18 protein-coding genes are annotated in these 16,528 nt (G+C 37.8%); 10 read left to right on the forward strand and 8 right to left on the reverse strand.

The features are described 5' to 3' along the window. The first annotated feature begins 110 nt into the window (after positions 1 to 110). Together FW754_RS10440 and FW754_RS10445 are read left to right on the forward strand one after the other, a co-directional pair. Positions 111 to 761: a potassium channel family protein gene (locus tag FW754_RS10440; RefSeq protein ID WP_419347060.1), complete on the forward strand. Its 651-nt coding sequence runs from the start codon at positions 111 to 113 to the stop codon at positions 759 to 761. A gap of 12 nt (positions 762 to 773) precedes the next feature. Next, complete coding sequence (locus FW754_RS10445; RefSeq protein ID WP_446324620.1) at positions 774 to 2,126, forward strand: TrkH family potassium uptake protein; 1,353 nt, start codon at positions 774 to 776, stop codon at positions 2,124 to 2,126. A gap of 94 nt (positions 2,127 to 2,220) precedes the next feature. Here FW754_RS10445 and FW754_RS10450 read toward each other — a convergent pair whose 3' ends face one another. From FW754_RS10450 to FW754_RS10465, 4 genes are all read right to left on the reverse strand, one after another. After that, on the reverse strand, positions 2,221 to 3,375 hold the full coding sequence (locus FW754_RS10450; RefSeq protein WP_446324621.1) for a phospholipase A: 1,155 nt from the start codon (positions 3,373 to 3,375) through the stop codon (positions 2,221 to 2,223). A gap of 140 nt (positions 3,376 to 3,515) precedes the next feature. Next, positions 3,516 to 6,455 carry an insulinase family protein gene (locus FW754_RS10455; protein ID WP_446324622.1) on the reverse strand — a complete coding sequence of 980 codons (2,940 nt, stop codon included), beginning with the start codon at positions 6,453 to 6,455 and terminating at the stop codon, positions 3,516 to 3,518. Positions 6,456 to 6,618: 163 nt separating this feature from the next. Next, positions 6,619 to 7,413 (reverse strand): COG4705 family protein, encoded by a 795-nt coding sequence (locus FW754_RS10460; RefSeq protein ID WP_446324623.1) that lies wholly within the window; start codon positions 7,411 to 7,413, stop codon positions 6,619 to 6,621. A 252-nt stretch (positions 7,414 to 7,665) separates the two neighbouring features. Continuing rightward, the gene (locus FW754_RS10465) at positions 7,666 to 8,118 is read right to left on the reverse strand and encodes a GNAT family N-acetyltransferase (protein ID WP_409511508.1); all 453 of its coding nucleotides are present in this window, start codon (positions 8,116 to 8,118) and stop codon (positions 7,666 to 7,668) included. Positions 8,119 to 8,258: 140 nt separating this feature from the next. Here FW754_RS10465 and FW754_RS10470 point away from each other — a divergent pair, with 140 nt between their 5' ends. The 8 genes from FW754_RS10470 (at position 8,259) to FW754_RS10505 (ending at position 14,145) form a co-directional block, all read left to right on the forward strand. Further along, positions 8,259 to 9,263 carry an adenosine kinase gene (locus tag FW754_RS10470; protein ID WP_409511509.1) on the forward strand — a complete coding sequence of 335 codons (1,005 nt, stop codon included), beginning with the start codon at positions 8,259 to 8,261 and terminating at the stop codon, positions 9,261 to 9,263. A gap of 15 nt (positions 9,264 to 9,278) precedes the next feature. Further along, complete coding sequence (locus tag FW754_RS10475; protein ID WP_409511600.1) at positions 9,279 to 9,590, forward strand: Rieske (2Fe-2S) protein; 312 nt, start codon at positions 9,279 to 9,281, stop codon at positions 9,588 to 9,590. A 51-nt stretch (positions 9,591 to 9,641) separates the two neighbouring features. Beyond that, positions 9,642 to 10,256, forward strand: a complete 615-nt coding sequence (locus FW754_RS10480; protein WP_409511510.1) for an OB-fold-containig protein — start codon at positions 9,642 to 9,644, stop codon at positions 10,254 to 10,256. A gap of 541 nt (positions 10,257 to 10,797) precedes the next feature. Further along, a complete protein-coding gene (cydP, locus tag FW754_RS10485) occupies positions 10,798 to 10,989 on the forward strand; it encodes a cytochrome oxidase putative small subunit CydP (protein ID WP_409511511.1) in 192 nt (63 codons plus the stop codon). Next, entirely contained in the window at positions 10,989 to 12,578 is a 1,590-nt protein-coding gene (locus FW754_RS10490; RefSeq protein WP_409511512.1) for a cytochrome ubiquinol oxidase subunit I, read from the forward strand. The genes cydP and FW754_RS10490 overlap by 1 nt, the downstream gene beginning before the upstream one ends. Further along, positions 12,575 to 13,720, forward strand: a complete 1,146-nt coding sequence (gene cydB / locus FW754_RS10495; protein ID WP_409511513.1) for a cytochrome d ubiquinol oxidase subunit II — start codon at positions 12,575 to 12,577, stop codon at positions 13,718 to 13,720. The genes FW754_RS10490 and cydB overlap by 4 nt, the downstream gene beginning before the upstream one ends. A 23-nt stretch (positions 13,721 to 13,743) precedes the next feature. After that, on the forward strand, positions 13,744 to 13,845 hold the full coding sequence (gene cydX, locus FW754_RS10500; protein WP_004653762.1) for a cytochrome bd-I oxidase subunit CydX: 102 nt from the start codon (positions 13,744 to 13,746) through the stop codon (positions 13,843 to 13,845). 3 nt (positions 13,846 to 13,848) lie between these two features. Beyond that, positions 13,849 to 14,145 carry a cyd operon YbgE family protein gene (locus FW754_RS10505; RefSeq protein WP_409511514.1) on the forward strand — a complete coding sequence of 99 codons (297 nt, stop codon included), beginning with the start codon at positions 13,849 to 13,851 and terminating at the stop codon, positions 14,143 to 14,145. Between the two features lie 53 nt (positions 14,146 to 14,198). Here FW754_RS10505 and FW754_RS10510 read toward each other — a convergent pair whose 3' ends face one another. The 4 genes from FW754_RS10510 to FW754_RS10525 form a co-directional block, all read right to left on the reverse strand. Next, the gene (locus FW754_RS10510; RefSeq protein ID WP_409511515.1) at positions 14,199 to 14,546 is read right to left on the reverse strand and encodes a GNAT family N-acetyltransferase; all 348 of its coding nucleotides are present in this window, start codon (positions 14,544 to 14,546) and stop codon (positions 14,199 to 14,201) included. Next, on the reverse strand, positions 14,510 to 14,731 hold the full coding sequence (locus FW754_RS10515) for a hypothetical protein (protein WP_446324624.1): 222 nt from the start codon (positions 14,729 to 14,731) through the stop codon (positions 14,510 to 14,512). The genes FW754_RS10510 and FW754_RS10515 overlap by 37 nt, the downstream gene beginning before the upstream one ends. 146 nt (positions 14,732 to 14,877) lie before the next feature. Beyond that, on the reverse strand, positions 14,878 to 15,573 hold the full coding sequence (locus tag FW754_RS10520) for a YccT family protein (RefSeq protein WP_419347040.1): 696 nt from the start codon (positions 15,571 to 15,573) through the stop codon (positions 14,878 to 14,880). A gap of 183 nt (positions 15,574 to 15,756) precedes the next feature. Further along, entirely contained in the window at positions 15,757 to 16,350 is a 594-nt protein-coding gene (locus tag FW754_RS10525; protein ID WP_419347037.1) for a nitroreductase family protein, read from the reverse strand. Positions 16,351 to 16,528 lie beyond the last annotated feature (178 nt).

Genomic DNA, 16,528 nt, shown 5'->3' on the forward strand with positions numbered 1-16,528 from the left:
ATTGATTCCAATTGCACTGAAAAATACTTAAAATGCCAACAATTGTTAAAACATTAACGCATTGATATACAATTCAACAGAGTATGGCGTGAGTAAGGATTATTAAGTATATGGCATTATTTGCAGTCATTGGTTTAGGAAGTTTCGGGGAAGCGGTTGCACTCGAACTCACAAACTTAAATCACGATGTCATCGGAATTGATACACTCAAAAAAAATGTAGAAAATATTGCCGATAGAATCAGTCATGCCGTCATTGCTGATGCAACTGATGAGCACGTGCTAGACGAGCTGAATATCAAAAATTGTGATGCCGTTGTGGTCGCGATTGGTGAGGACATTGAAGCAAGTATTTTATGTGTATTACATTTAAAAAATCTTGGTATTGAAAAGATTTTTGTAAAAGCCAAATCAAAATCTCATCACATGATTTTATCGCATTTAGGTATTACTAAAATTATTCATCCTGAAGAAGATATGGGAATCCGTATTGCGCAGAACCTGAGTTATCCGATGGTTCGACGCTATATGGCGCTCAACAATGAACACTATATTGTGAAAATTGAAATTGGAATCAATTTACAAGGTGCTCAATTTGCAACACTAATGGAAGAAGCTGACGGACTTAAAACATTATTATTACAACGTGGCTCGCATGTACTATATGAAATTGCACCAGGAACAATTTTGCAGGAAAAAGATATTCTGATTATTGAAGGGCCTGTCGAAATGCTCCGTAAACTCTCCACACGTTTCCTGTAAATAAGGAAGACTATGAGATTATCTAAACATGAGTTGATCGATAAAAAACAAAACCGCATCAATCTCAGCCCACCGAGTCTACTTGCACTCGGCTTTTTAAGTTTTATCATTGTTGGAACAATTTTACTCAAATTGCCTTTTGCCAATCATGGCGATGTCGATTGGATGGAAGCCCTTTTTACAGCGACTTCTGCAACGACAATTACAGGCTTGTCAGTAGTCAATGTAGGTGATGCTTATACCTTGTTTGGCAAAATTATCATCATGCTACTCATTCAATGCGGTGGCTTAGGTTTTATGACTTTTGCCATTTTAGCAGCACTTAGTTTGTCGCCTAAAGTGGGCTTAAAACAACAAATTATGGCGCAAGAAACCATTGGGCAGACAAGTCTTGCTCGAGCAACCTTCACTGCAAAAGGCGTACTCATCTATTCTTTATTTTTTGAAGGCGTAGGGACGATTATTCTCACCATGGCATGGATGGAACATTATGATTTTAAGCATGCTTTCTTCTATGCCTTGTTTTACAGTATTTCAGCTTTTAATAATGGTGGATTTTCCCTTTTCCCCAATAGCTTGATGAGCTTCTCCGATCAATATATGGTCACATTTACCATCAGTATGCTTTATATGGTGGGTGGTTTAGGCTTTCTTGTCCTCATGGATATTAAGCGTGCTAAACGATGGAAAACGCTTTCCACCAACAGTAAACTCATTTTATCGACCATTGCAGGACTTAATCTCTTTGCATTTATCACCATTTGGGCTCTTGAAGCAGGAAATCCACTGACGCTTGCTCCAATGTCGATTGGCGACCAAGCTTTAAATGCATGGTTCCATGCCACAGTACCACGCTCTTCAGGTTTTAACAGTCTAGAAGTCAGTAGCATGACCGATGCTTCAACGCTCGTTACCATGATGCTGATGTTTATTGGTGGTGGTTCACTCAGTACCGCAGGTGGGATTAAAGTCGGTACATTTATTATTATGGTACTCAGCGTAATCACCTTTTTAAGGCGTTCAGATGAGTTAACTGTCTTTAAGCACAGTATTCCCCATCATACAACCTTTAAAGCCTTAGCTGTAATTGCCATTACGTCTACACTTATTTTGATTGGCTTTTTTACTCTACTCATTCTTGAACCCAATAAACGTTTTTTAGACCTATTGTTTGAGGCTGTTTCCGCTGCCTGTACTGTTGGTTTATCTCGTGGTGTGACCGAAGATTTAGGACATGCCAGTCAATTTGCCTTAATTCTACTCATGTTTGCAGGACGACTTGGACCGCTTACCCTCGCCTATCTAATTGCAACACCGAAAAAGAGTCGAGTCAGCCATCCTTCGACAGAAATTCAGATTGGTTAATCATCTAACTATTCACCTAATCAAAATTAAAGATATAAAAATACCGCTACAAGACTTTTTCTTATAGCGGTATTTTTATGCAATATAATTCAGATTAATAAGCATTCATCAAAGAAACACCCAACCCGACATAAGTCGCACGATGGTTATAATCAATTAGACTTTCACCATATCCATCAAAGATTTGGAAGTTACCACGCAGTTTACCTTTAATTGGGAATGTCCAATCAAATTGCACTGCACCATGTGAATCATCACCACCTTTAAGTGAATGACGCAACATCAAGGAGAAATCATGTTCATTCCAACGGTAGAATCCAGTGATATCACCACGCCCGACATAATCTTTAATATCAGGATTATTATCATCCTTAAAGTCTTCATCAAGACGATACCAAGGACGCACCATTAAGGCAAAATTATCTTTTTCAAAACCGAGATTTAACATTACACGGTTCCAACTACGTGACAGTGGATCTGAACGACCATTAGATTGATGGTTCAATGTCAAACCAAGTAAGCGACCATTTAAACCCAAAAGATTATAATTTGTACGGAAAATTAAGCTTGCTTCAGGTTCATAATTGGTTTCACGAAATGGACGAGATTCGTCTTCATTATAAACCTGCCAACGTGATGACTGGGTATAACCAATCCACAAATCACCATTATCTCCAATCAAATTTTCAACCGCTTTAGTTTTCAAAGAAATTTGAAACTTTGCCTCAGTCGATTTTAAATCTTGATCTTCTGTCACCGTATTGTCAGGGTTTGGGCTATGTGGAAATTCATTTTTATTGCTCGTCCAAAACGCAGGTAATAAATAAACAGGTTGATTAGCCCGAATATTCCATGTCCCCAATTTACTATCTGCTGCAAGCTCCCATCGTTTATCCAATAGCGATGAGTTAGGATCTAACCGATCACCATGAATGGCGAATAAGTTTTCAACCTTCTGTCCAATTTTACCTTTCAAAGTATCTGGTTCTAACTTCACAACTTCAGTTGCTAACACTTCAGCTGCACGCTGTTCAGATACAATCACGGGGGCAACAACATTCGGGGTACGAAATATTTTATCGTAACACACTAAACGATCTGCATTTGACTCCAAAGCAGCACATGCTTGGCTACTCGCTGGGTTAATCAATATAGAATCATCTGCATGTGTTGCAGTCACAAAACCAAAACTGAGCATCATTAAAACGCTCAGATTTAATGGTGTGCGTTCAAAAGTGCTGAACGACATAAGGCTCTCCTGATATAAATATCAAAGAATAGGCACACTCTATTCCATCCTCTATTTTCTTCATGCTGCTTTGAAAATTTTCCAAAACAGCATCAAGAAAAATAGAGCAACGATTAACCCTGATGGATGGTGCCTAATAATTAATTTACTTTTTTAATTTCAAAGCCAAGTTGTTCCAGTGTTTCTTTGCGAGCAACGGGAGCAACCACAGCTTTTACCGGTTTTTGTTCTACTAAATACGTTTGTGTAACACGCTTTAAATCTTCTAACGTTACATTCAACAAACGAGCACGTAAGGTTCTACGGAAAGCTGGCGTTCGACCATGTAGTAATGCATAACATGCTGTAATTGCCTCACCTGCAGGCGAACCTGGTTTATCCATACTTGAAACAAGACCCAAAATTGCTTCTTCAAGCTGATGTGGTTTCTGTTCTGTATTGAGCAGCCAATGAACACTTGCTTCAAAATCTGCAAATGTTTCTGCTAAACGTGGATCACGGTAGCTATAAAAACGGAAAGCACAAGCATTGCCGTCATAGCTTGCACCACCGCCATAAGCACCACCTTTTTCACGAATGGCACTATGCAAGAATCCATTACGTAAATAACCTGCTAAAACCATCAGAGGTGCAGCATCTGCATGTGCAACTTCCACAGCAGGATATGCCGATGCACAAAATTGTACATTGGCTTGAATCAACCATGCTTGGTCATTCTGACTAACTTCAGGCTCAACTTCAGTCAATAATACAGGCGAACGATCCACCGCTAATTTATTCCAAACTTCCTGAACTTCTTCAACAAGATGTTCAGATTGATGTTCTTCACAAACGAGTAAAAATTGCTTTGGTGCAAGAAGTAAACCACGGTGAATGGCTTGTAACTCATTGATCAAGTTTTGATAAGCCGATTCATCTTGCTCAATATTGGTCACTAATTGGGTTAACCAATTTAATGCACCCAAACCCGTATTATCATAATCACGCTTTGCGAGCGCACTCATATTACGCGAGGCAATTTGCATCGCATAACTATGTCCTGAATCTGACAAACGTGATGCCCAACGTGTTTTACGTTGCTGCAATAGTTCAACTATACGATCTTTTTCATCAAAACGTAGTTGCTCAAATGCCAATTTCAACAGTTGAATGGCATCCAACTTCCCTGTCAATGATTTTGTGGTTAAGGTCAACCAAGCGGTAATTTTACCTTTATCATCAACTTTTGAACGCAGTGATGCGCCCATGCCTAAACCACCACTCACTGCAGTTTGTCGTTGTTGGAATTCTAAATAACCATATTCACCTGCTCCCACTTCTCCCATCAAAATAGACAGTAAATTGAAATATGGTGACAATACAATTTGCTCAGGAATCTGTACCAAAACTTGTTGATAATAGATACCGTTAGTTCCCGCATGATACAAATTCAGTGGAAAATCTGTGCCATTAGAAATAATTTCACGCAATTGACCTGAAACAATTGCCAATTCAGCAGGAATATCATCTAAACCCACTTTAGGCAATAAATCTAAATCATCAGGCGTTTCTTGACGAATTTTCAATGCTTCAGTCTGTTTAATGATTTCAGCTTTTTCTTGCTCTGTTAACTTTTGACCCAGTTCAGCTAAACGCGCTTTTTCAGCAGCAGCTTCTATTGCCGATTTTTCAGCATCAGGCACTAAAGTCATTTGTACACGGTGAGGATTATCTAACAAATAGGTTTGTATCAAATTTGACAACCACATTGGGTCTTTCAATTCTTCTTTCACACTCGCAATTGCGGTATCAACATCCCACACATCTACAGGATCATTGTGGTGAATTGCACTACCTAAACCATTCAGAATTAGGCTTAAACCATATGGTGTACCATCACCATTAATTTCACGTTGATGTAATTCTATTTGATGTAAAATTGCGTCAACCATTGCAGGGTCGGCAGGTTTTGATGCCATATCTTTAAGGACATCCAACACACCATTTTTAAAGGTTTCAGCATGTTCAGGGTTAGAACCTTGTACAGCACAATAGAACGTCATTTCAAAGTTGGAATCATCCACACCCATGAAAGGTCCTGTCGACTGTGCATAACCACATGTTTCTAAATAATGACGCAGTGGTGAAGCTGAATCTTCAAGTAGAATACCTTCCACCAAACGCATACCTAAACGCAATTTGATTTCACTCGCTTTAGGTAATAACCATGCAAGTACATGATAGGTTTTGTCTGTTAAATCTTCGGCATCAACTGCATAATTTTCAGTGACTTCAATTGGTGCAACCAAACGTTGTTCTTCAACCGAATAAAGCGTTTCACCTTTTTCAAAACGTGACAATGCCAACTGTTCAAACTGATCTTGCAAATGATATGCCGTTTGATTACCAAAAGTCATAAACACCGCATTGCTTGGGTGATAATGCGATTTGTAAAAATCGACCAATTCCTCATAAGTTAAATCAGGAATGTCTTTTGGATCACCACCTGAATTGTAGTGATAAGTCGTTTTAGGAAATAAATGATGCGCCAATTGATGATACAACTGATCTGAAGGTGAGCTCATTGCCCCTTTCATTTCATTGAATACGACACCTTTATATACAGGCTCGCCATTTTCAAGTTCAACACGAATGCCTTCTTGAGCAAAATCAAGCGGATTTAAATTGGCTGCAAATGCTGCATCCATATACACTTCAAGTAAGTTTTGAAAGTCTTTTTTATTCTGCGTTGCAAATGGATACGCAGTCCAATCTGCTGCAGTAAATGCATTCATAAACGTATTAAGTGAACGACGAATCATTAAAAAGAATGGATCACGTACGGGAAACTTTGCTGAACCACACAATGCTGTATGTTCTAAAATGTGCGCTGCACCCTTAGAATCCATAGGTTGCGTGCGAAACGCAACAAGAAAAACATTTTCATCGTGCTCAGTCGCCAAATGAAAATGCATTGCACCAGTCACTTTATGTTTATATTCGGACACCAATATGTCTAAAGCGTCTACATGGTGTTGACGTACCAACTGAAACGCAGGATGAACAGTTTGAGTTAAGGTTTCAGTGACATCTACAGTCATGCGATCTCCAATAGGAATGATTATTTATTATCGATCAGTATACCTTAAACTCTAATTATTGGGCTTCATTGTTATGATTAATTCATAGTTGAATTGTCAAGATTTAATCTAGATAATTTAATCTGTCTAAATCTTACGATTACTGAGATTTCAAGATCACAGTTTAACCCGCAGATTCTCGTAAATCTGGGTTGGGATTAAACTTTTCAGCCATCCAAATACACAGTAAAATTGCCAATAAAAGTACTGCTGATGCAGTGAAGCGGCTTAAAGCCAAACCACCATGATCAATCGGCTTATCAAGAAAGTCCCCAACTACTGCACCAAGTGGACGAGTCAATACAAATGCACTCCAAAACAACAAGGTCCGTGAAATATTCGTCCAAAAATATAATGCAAGAATAACTAAAATGAGCCCTGTATATAAGAAGATTCCGCCACTATATCCCAAACCTGCAGTATCAGCAGACCAATCACCCAAGGCTGTACCGAGCGTTTGTGAAAAAGTAATAGTTAACCAATAAAATAATTCTGCTCGTGGATAATTGACACTATGCGGTGAAATACTGTCTTCGACTTTGTACCATATAAACAATGATATCAGCACTAGACTGAGTAAAAGTGAACTTCCTCCAACATAACCAATGCCGAGCGAACGATCGACCAAATCTGCCAAAGTTGTACCCACAGTGGTACTTGCAATAATGGTGAACCAATACAAATAAGGATGATAGCGTTTCGAGCGGATTTGTAAAAAGACCAGTCCAATAAAAATCACCGCGAATATCAGTGTCCCGACCAAATATCCCAAATTTAACGACATCGATACCGCATCACCTGCGGTTTCACCGAAAGTAGTAGCAAAAATTTTGGTCACCCAAAACAAAGCGGTAATTTGCGGGACTTTACTCAACAGATTTGAAAAATCGGGTTGATTTAAAACAGTTGTATTATTCATTTTTCTAACCACTGCATACATCATTATAAATTATAATTATTTTGATCTACTTTGCTTAAACGAATATGAAGCTATCATGAAAGCCACATGAATACGGTCATTGCTCAATATTCACAATCAAACCAAAAAGTGAACTATAAAAACAAAAAAATCAGCCTCATAATAATGAAACTGATTTTATGAATGAACCTTTAATAGGCTTAAATATTAGCCTAAAATCATTGAATCAACTCAATATATTTTGAATTAAAATTACTGAATTAAGTACTTGAAATAATTATAGTTTGAGTGATTTTCCACATAAACATAATTTTGCTTTTGATAAAAAATTTCCGCTTGCTTGGTGTGCGTATTTAGACACAAAGCTGAAAACTGCGGTTTTGCCATACTTTCAAGTTTTAACAATAACTGTTTACCAATGCCATGCTTACGATACTCAGGCAATACATAGAACAAGCGCACACGACCAATACGGCTTGGCTCACCATTATCGCTGTGTTGAATGTTTAAACCACCACATGCCACTAATTTTTCATCATCATATGCCGTTAAAAAAAATTCACCCGTCTCTGTAAAACGATTTTTACCATTTGTATAATCTTCAATTAAACGATGTAAAAACTGAAAACCATCCTGTGCAGCACTGTCCGCAAGTACTTGCATTTGTGTAGGTAAAGTTTCAGCTTTTTCAATCACGATATTCATTTGCCTATATCCCTAAAGACTTCCGTCGCCTAGATTACTCAAAAAAACAAAAGCAGTGCTGAATTTTATTCAGCAAACTACAGTAAAAGTTAGCATTAGTGTAAACTTTGCTTTTTTAACATTATTGTGTGATGACGAACATGGCTACAGTTGACTTTTTTGCAATTGGTAACGCGCTTATCGATCAGGAATTTCGAGTATCTGACGACTTTTTAAATCAACAGAACTTGCAAAAAGGTACAATGCAACTGACAGATGGTGATACACAGGCGACTTTATACCAACTATTACAAGCAAACCAACAATACAAAGGACAAGCCTCAGGTGGTTCTGCTGCTAATACAACCGTAGCATTTAGTGCGCTTGGCGGTTCAGCATTTTACGCATGTCGTGTCGGTAATGATGACTTGGGCACTTTATACTTAGATGGTTTGAATGAAGCAAAGATTCAAACAACTGAAAAATCAATCAGCGAAGGTGTTACAGGTACTTGTATGGTACTCGTAAGTGATGATTCTGAACGTACAATGCATACTTATTTGGGTATTACTGCAGAACTCAGCGCAGATCAAATTGATTTTGAACCACTCAAAACTGCAAAATGGCTCTACATTGAAGGATACCTTGCAACGAGTGATACTGCTCGTTTAGCAGTAAAACAAGCGCGTCAAATTGCTCGTGAATGTGGCGTCAAAATTGCATTAACACTGTCTGACCCTGCTATGGTGCAATATGCACGTCAAGGCTTAGATGAGTTGCTAGATGATGGGGTTGATCTAATTTTCTGTAATGAAAATGAAGCTTTATTGTACACAGAAACTGACCATATTGATGTTGCTCTAGAAAAATTAAAATTACTAAGTAATGATGTTGTCATTACACTAGGTAGTAAAGGAGCTTTAGTGGCCAATACTGAACAGCACCTTCAAGTTGCTGGTCGTAAAGTAATAGCTGTCGATACCAATGGTGCTGGTGATGCATTTTCAGGTGCTTTCCTTTATGCTCTAAACAATGGCGAAGATATTCAAACTGCTGCTGAATTAGCGATTCTAATTTCAAGCGAAGTTGTTTCTCAGTTTGGTCCACGCCTTGATATTCAAGACTATGCCAAGTTACAGGCAACACTTAAAAGAGAAGCTGTATAAATGAATAAGATTGCCATGACAGAAGAAATTCCAGAGCGTGAAGCACGTGCATTTGATACAGATGATGGTAGAACTATTTTCATCACACAACGCGATGGTGCGTACTATGCCTATAATAATTTATGTCCGCATTTACAAACTGAATTGGAATTTCTCGAAAACCAATTTTTAGATCGTGATGGTGAATATATCGAATGCTCAACTCACGGCGCACTCTTTGATGTCGAAAGTGGTGAATGTATTTCAGGGCCATGTCAGGGTGATTTCCTTGAAAAAGTCAAAATTGATGTACATTCTGATGGCGGTATTTATATCGTTAAAGACTAAGTCTAAACTAGCCCATTTCATATAATGGGCTTTCATTTATATAGGACAGCCATGCTTGAATTCTTTTTAGAACCAGACTTAATGCCTTTTCATATCAGTGTATTGGTATTAATTCTACTTAGCATGGCGGAAACCTTTGGTTATTATATTGGATTACGTCCAAGCACATTCCTCAAGCGAATTTTACCCGATTGGCTCACCCACTCCCCCCTGATTCAGGTCAAATTTGCCAGAGTACTGATTTTTGTTTTCTTACTCATCAATTTCAGTTTTGCTGGCTACTTTTTACAACTAAGCCTTTATGCCATACAAAATCAATTTTCGACTTGGTACTACGTCATTTTACCTGCATTATTGATTGCCATTTTCTTTACTGTTTTTATGATCCACTGCCTAGATCAGGTTATTAAGCCTAAGCTATATGCTACCCAGACTAACCTACTCGGTCGCTTAGCCACAGTATCGAGTGGCAATGCCCGACCGGGCTTTTCTGCTCAAGCACGCGTCCGAGATGAATTTGGACAACTGCATTACATTCAAGTTGAACCTGAATTTGGGGAACTTGAATTTCAATCTCAAATCATTTTAATTCGCTTTAAGAAATCACATTACATTGCGAAAAAAATCTCACATTCAAATGAACTTTCAAACCTAGACCAGTTCTAAATGTTTTGTCATTTTTATAAAACAATACTATGCATATCAGCACATCTATCTTTTTCAGCACCACAATTGTATAAGTTTTAAACATTCAGCAGTGGGTTTTGGCTCCGATTCAATAAACTCAAAGCACAAATTTGTTTAAAATACAAACAAATTTTAAATTACTGATACTAAAGACAATAAAAATAATTCATTTAAATTATTATTTAATGTGTCTAATTTTATATTTTAACTTACATTCAATCTTCCTCAATTTAAATAGGAAAATGAGCTCTACGTGTGCAAAAAAATCACATATCAAACCATTTTAGTTGGTTTTAATTTTTTAAATATAAGCATTTTAGTCGGGTTTATATTCATTAATTCCAAGCAATTCAATCAACTTTAAAAACAAATACTTATAGTATATTTTTTATTTTAAAAAATCATAACACATTGAATTAAATAACAAAAATAATATAATTTTATTTTAATTATTTTATCTATTTATTTTATATCTCATTTCGTTTAATAATATAAATATATTCAGACAGTAGGCTTAATCATGAGCTTAAAATCCCCTGATTTAAATCGCCAATTAGTCAAAGAAATTACAATCATTTTAATAATTAAGATTGTGCTTTTAATGACTATCAAACACATTTGGTTTGATGCACCGACGATTCCAAAAAATTTTGATAACCAAGTTGCTGAGCGTATTGCTGGCAGTCCTTCCCAAATCAAGGAGACACGTTGATGATTTCTGAAAGCGTGGTCGATCTTTCGCGGTTCCAATTCGCAATGACCGCAATGTATCATTTTATTTTTGTACCTCTGACTCTAGGCCTAGCTTTCCTGCTTGCCATTATGGAAACGACTTATGTCATTTCTGGCAAAGAAATTTATAGGGATATGACTAAATTTTGGGGCAAACTCTTCGGTATTAACTTTGCCTTAGGTGTGACGACTGGTTTAACCATGGAATTCCAGTTCGGTACAAACTGGGCGTACTATTCCCACTATGTAGGGGATATTTTCGGTGCGCCACTTGCTATTGAAGGATTAATGGCATTCTTTTTAGAATCAACTTTTATTGGTTTATTCTTCTTTGGCTGGGATCGCCTGTCTAAAGTTCAACATTTAGCGGTAACTTGGCTTGTTGCATTAGGTTCAAATTTATCTGCATTATGGATTTTAGTTGCCAATGGTTGGATGCAAAATCCTGTCGGTTCAGAATTCAATTTTGAAACCATGCGTATGGAACTGGTAGATTTTGGTGCACTGATTTTCAACCCTGTTGCCCAAGTAAAATTTGTTCATACAGTTTCTGCGGGTTATGTCACGGGTGCAATTTTTGTATTGGCTATTTCAAGCTATTACATGTTGAAAAAACGTGATTTACCCTTTGCTCGTCGCTCTTTTGCAATTGCCGCAATCTTTGGTTTAGCGTCGACACTTTCTGTCATTTTGCTCGGTGATGAATCTGGCTACGAGTTAGGTGATGTACAAAAAACAAAATTGGCTGCAATTGAATCTGAATGGGAAACACATCCAGCACCTGCACCATTTACATTGTTTGGTATTCCAAATCAGGAAGAACAACGTACTGACTATGCTATAAAAATACCTTATGCAATGGGGATTATTGCCACTCGTTCACTTGACAAAGAAGTGACCGGTCTGAAAGATTTGATGGTTCAACATGAAGTCCGTATCCGCAATGGTATGATTGCATACAGTGAACTTGAACAGCTTCGTGCTGGCGATCGCTCTCCTGAGCTGATGGCTTCTTTTAAAGAAAATCAAAAAGATTTAGGCTATGGCTTACTTCTGAAAAAATATACTGACAAAGTAACTGATGCTTCTGAAGATCATATCAAAGCAGCAACAAAAGATACGATTCCAAATGTGACTGCATTGTTCTTCTCTTTCCGTGCCATGGTTGCTTCTGGTTTCCTTATGCTTTTACTGTTTATCCTTGCAACCTATGCAGTGGCAAAACGTAATGCAGAAAATAAACCCTGGTTACTCAAATTTGCTTTGTTTGCCCTGCCACTTCCTTGGATTGCAGCACAAACAGGTTGGTATGTGGCTGAAGGTGGTCGTCAACCGTGGACGATTGGTGAAGTACTCCCTACACACTTATCAGCCTCTAGCTTAAGTACGGGTGATGTATGGGGCTCAATCATCGCATTGGCAGCGTTCTATACCGTGTTACTGATTATCGAAATGTATTTGATGATTAAGTTCTCACGCCTTGGACCAAGTTCGCTACATACAGGAAAATATCACTTCGAAAAACTTGAAGCGGCACAACAAGAAAAAGTTGAAGGAGCGCAATCATGATCGAATATGAACTGCTCAAAATAATTTGGTGGGTGTTGGTTGGTGTATTGCTTATTGGTTTTGCGCTTACTGATGGCTTTGATATGGGCTCAATGGCACTTATGCCATTTGTCGGTAAAAATGATGAAGAACGCCGTGCTGCAATCAATACGATTGCACCACACTGGGAAGGCAACCAAGTTTGGTTTGTGACTGCAGGTGGTGCTCTCTTTGCTGCATGGCCAATGGTTTATGCAACAGCCTTTTCTGGGATGTATTGGGCGCTGTTATTGGTTTTATTTGCACTGTTCTTACGACCAGTCGGTTTTGACTACAGATCTAAACTCCACAATACACAATGGCGCACATCTTGGGATTGGGGTTTATGTGTAGGTGGTGCAGTACCCGCTTTAGTCTTCGGTGTAGCCTTCGGCAATATGTTCTTGGGCGTTCCATTTACTCTAGATGAAACTGTTCGCTCAACCTATACTGGCAGTTTCTTTGCACTCCTCAATCCATTTGCATTGGTCTGTGGTCTAGTCAGCTTATCTATGCTGTGTGCACATGGTGGTGCGTGGCTCATGCTTCGTACAGATGGTGATTTACGTAAACGCTCTGCGAAAGCAACACAATTGATGGGTATCATCTTTCTTGTTTGCTTCTTAGGCGCAGGCGCATGGTTATACTTCGGTAATATCGAAGGTTATACTTTAGCGCAACCCTTCAACACCAACGGCGTTGCAAACCCACTTGCAAAAGAAGTATTAACAACAGGCAACCATGGTTGGATGAATAACTACACACTCTATCCAATCACTATGCTTGCTCCTCTTGCTGCAATTCTAGGTGGAATTCTCATCGTCCTAGCTGCAGGTAAAGACAAAGCAGGCTTGAGCTTTATGGGTTCAACATTAGCAGTGACTGGTTCTATTTTAACAGCAGGTTTTGCTTTATTCCCATTCCTCATGCCTTCGAGTATTAATCCGACTGCAAGTTTAACCATGTGGGATGCTGTTTCTAGTAAAAATACACTCACTGTAATGACCGTAGTTGCAGGTATTTTTGTTCCACTGATCTTGCTCTATACAACTTGGTGCTATTATAAGATGTGGGGCGTAATCACAAATAAACATATTCAAGAAAATACACACACCCTCTATTAAGGCTGTGTTCAAGGAGAATAAATATGTGGTATTTCGCTTGGATTCTTGGAGTTTTGATGGCATGTTTCGCAGGTGTATTGAGTGCACTATATATCGAGCATCATCAAGACTTAGATGAGGAATAAAATATGACTGAAGTGACAATGACAACTGAAGAAAAAAAGCCGAATAAGATCGCAATGGCCGTTTCATTTTTGTTGGCATTGCCTCTTGCAGCTGTATTATTAATACATCCAGGTGCCATGTTGGATGCGAATGGTGAATATAGCCACAGTGCGATGATGTATATCATGATCGGCATTTCAGGTGGCTTTATTCATGGTGTTGGTTTTATTCCTAGGTTTTGGCTTTGGAAATGGTTATTTAGCCCATTTGTTGCATGGCCACTCATGTTATGGGGCTATTACACTTGGTTCTTTGCCTAGTAGTACATTAAATAGAAAAACCCTGATAATTCAGGGTTTTTTTACAGTCTATTTTAAATTCTATTTTTTGAAATCACTTTTTTCATCTCAACCAAATATAAATCTACAATTGGAGTTCCAACATTAGCATTTAAAGGATACTCATCCACCACACCTGTTAATACATAACCACGGCGTTCATAATAGGATATCAACTCAGAACGTACACTAAGCACCCACATTACCAATACGTTTATATATTGATGCTCATTCGAAACATAATCTTCTACAAATGCCAGTACTTTTCTACCTAAACCTAGGTTTTGATGATTTGGCGAAATAGCAAAAGTACCTATTTCCACATCTACTTGGTCAAATGTCAGACCTATACAAGCAACAATTTCATTAAATGACTCGACCACCCATAACTGAAAATGCTCCTGTTTAGTGACTGCTTCAATTGCACAAAGTTAATTCTCTCTCCAACAACAATATCAGCCTCACTCGTCCAGTTATGACCTTCAGTCTGCCGATAAGCCAAATTAATCAGCTTAACCAGATGATTTAAATCGAATGATTGTGCAATGCGGAATTTTAGTTCGCTCATATTAAATCTTTATTTTTTGCAAAATTTAAGAATAAATATCACAACTTCATAACTAATTAAAAAGAATGATAAAAATTAAATACTGTTCTTCAACTTATCGAAAAGAAGAAAGACCACGTTCATGGTCTCAAAACTTTATTCAATTGTTATTGAGTTGCAAGCCAACTCATAAATTTCTGGCGTTCAACTTTGGAAGCTTTTTGCCAAATCTGAATCAATTGCTGATCTGCAGTAGAAATTGCACTACGTGAACCACCTACTACCACTGGGGTCACTGTTTCTACAGCAACAGGTACATTCGCATTAACTGTATTATTTGCATATATGGGTGCAGGTTGATTATTGGCTGTTTTATTTGTTCCTGTTAAGTCTACAACTTTAGCAAAGATACCCGAGCTGAGCCACGACTTTGCTTCATTATTCACACCTGTTTGCTGCACGATCATTTTTTTATTTTTATCATAAATTGCAACTGTAGGTTGTATTGCAAAAGCCTTGCCTTCATCAAAATTACGAGGTGCATTAACCAACGCCAATTGATAAGTCTGCCCATCTTTTAAATCTGGCGCAGTTACTGTGACGATACCTGATTTCAAAATATCGTGCTCGCCACTTAAATGTTCAAAATACTGCTGATAACGCACACTCAGTGCAACCTGTCCAGCATCTACTTTATATTCATTTTTTTTTGAACGAAATAATCCCGTATTCACTTCTTGATCATTCACTGCCAATAATACAATTTCTTCAGGTGCAGAAATCGTCACTGCTGCAAAAACCGATCCACTCAGTAGCGAACCACAAACTAAACCTAACGCTGCAATGCCGTATTTAAAACCCATATCATTTTTCTCTTTTGTCAAAAAACTTTAAAAATCACATTATGCATGGCACTATGCCTCGTCTGAATGACAGTTTTATGACAATCTTAAAATCTGAAACAGCTAGATAAAATAATCTATACTTTTTAAATACATAAAAAAGAGTGCCTAGGCACTCTTTGAAATTCATAATATCAAACTAAATTAGTTAAACGTTTTAAAACGATGTTCATCATTAATAAAGGCTTTTTCACCTGCAGGTGCTTCAATTGAACCAAATACTAATTGTGCACGAAGTTTCCAATCCGCAGGAACATTAAATGTTGCAGCAACCTCAGCATCAACGATTGGATTGTAATGTTGTAAAGATGCACCAACGCCTGCTTCAGACAATGCTGTCCATGTTGCAAATTGTGCAATTGCTGTTGAATGCTCAGACCATACTGGGAAGTTATCTGCATAAAGTGCAAACTGTTCTTGTAAGTTTTTGATCACACTTGTATCTTCATAAAATAAGACTGTGCCAGCGCCTGCAATAAAGCTATTAATTTTTGCACTTGTACTTGGAAAAGCAGCCTCAGGAACCATTTTACGTAAAGTTTCTAACACGATTGTCCAAAATTTAACGTGAGAGTCACCAAATAAAATCACAGCACGAGAAGACTGCGAGTTAAAGGCTGATGGGCTTTGTTTAATTGCTTCTTTTACTATAGTTTCAATTTTTGCATGATCAATTGGAACATTTTTACCAATTGCATAAATTGTACGACGTGCTGTAATTTGATCGATAAATGACATTGGTTGCTTCCTATTTTATAACCTTATTTCGGTGTTCGTTTTTAAGATGAAGTCAGTGTATGCGATGTTAATGACACCGTCAGCAGTATTCAAATAACAAAGTGTTCTATTTATGCAACAATATTGTTATCGCTTACAATGTAATCGGCTCAATTTATTTAAAAGCAAATACTATATA

The sequence above is a fragment of the Acinetobacter sp. 1207_04 genome, from assembly GCF_052850415.1.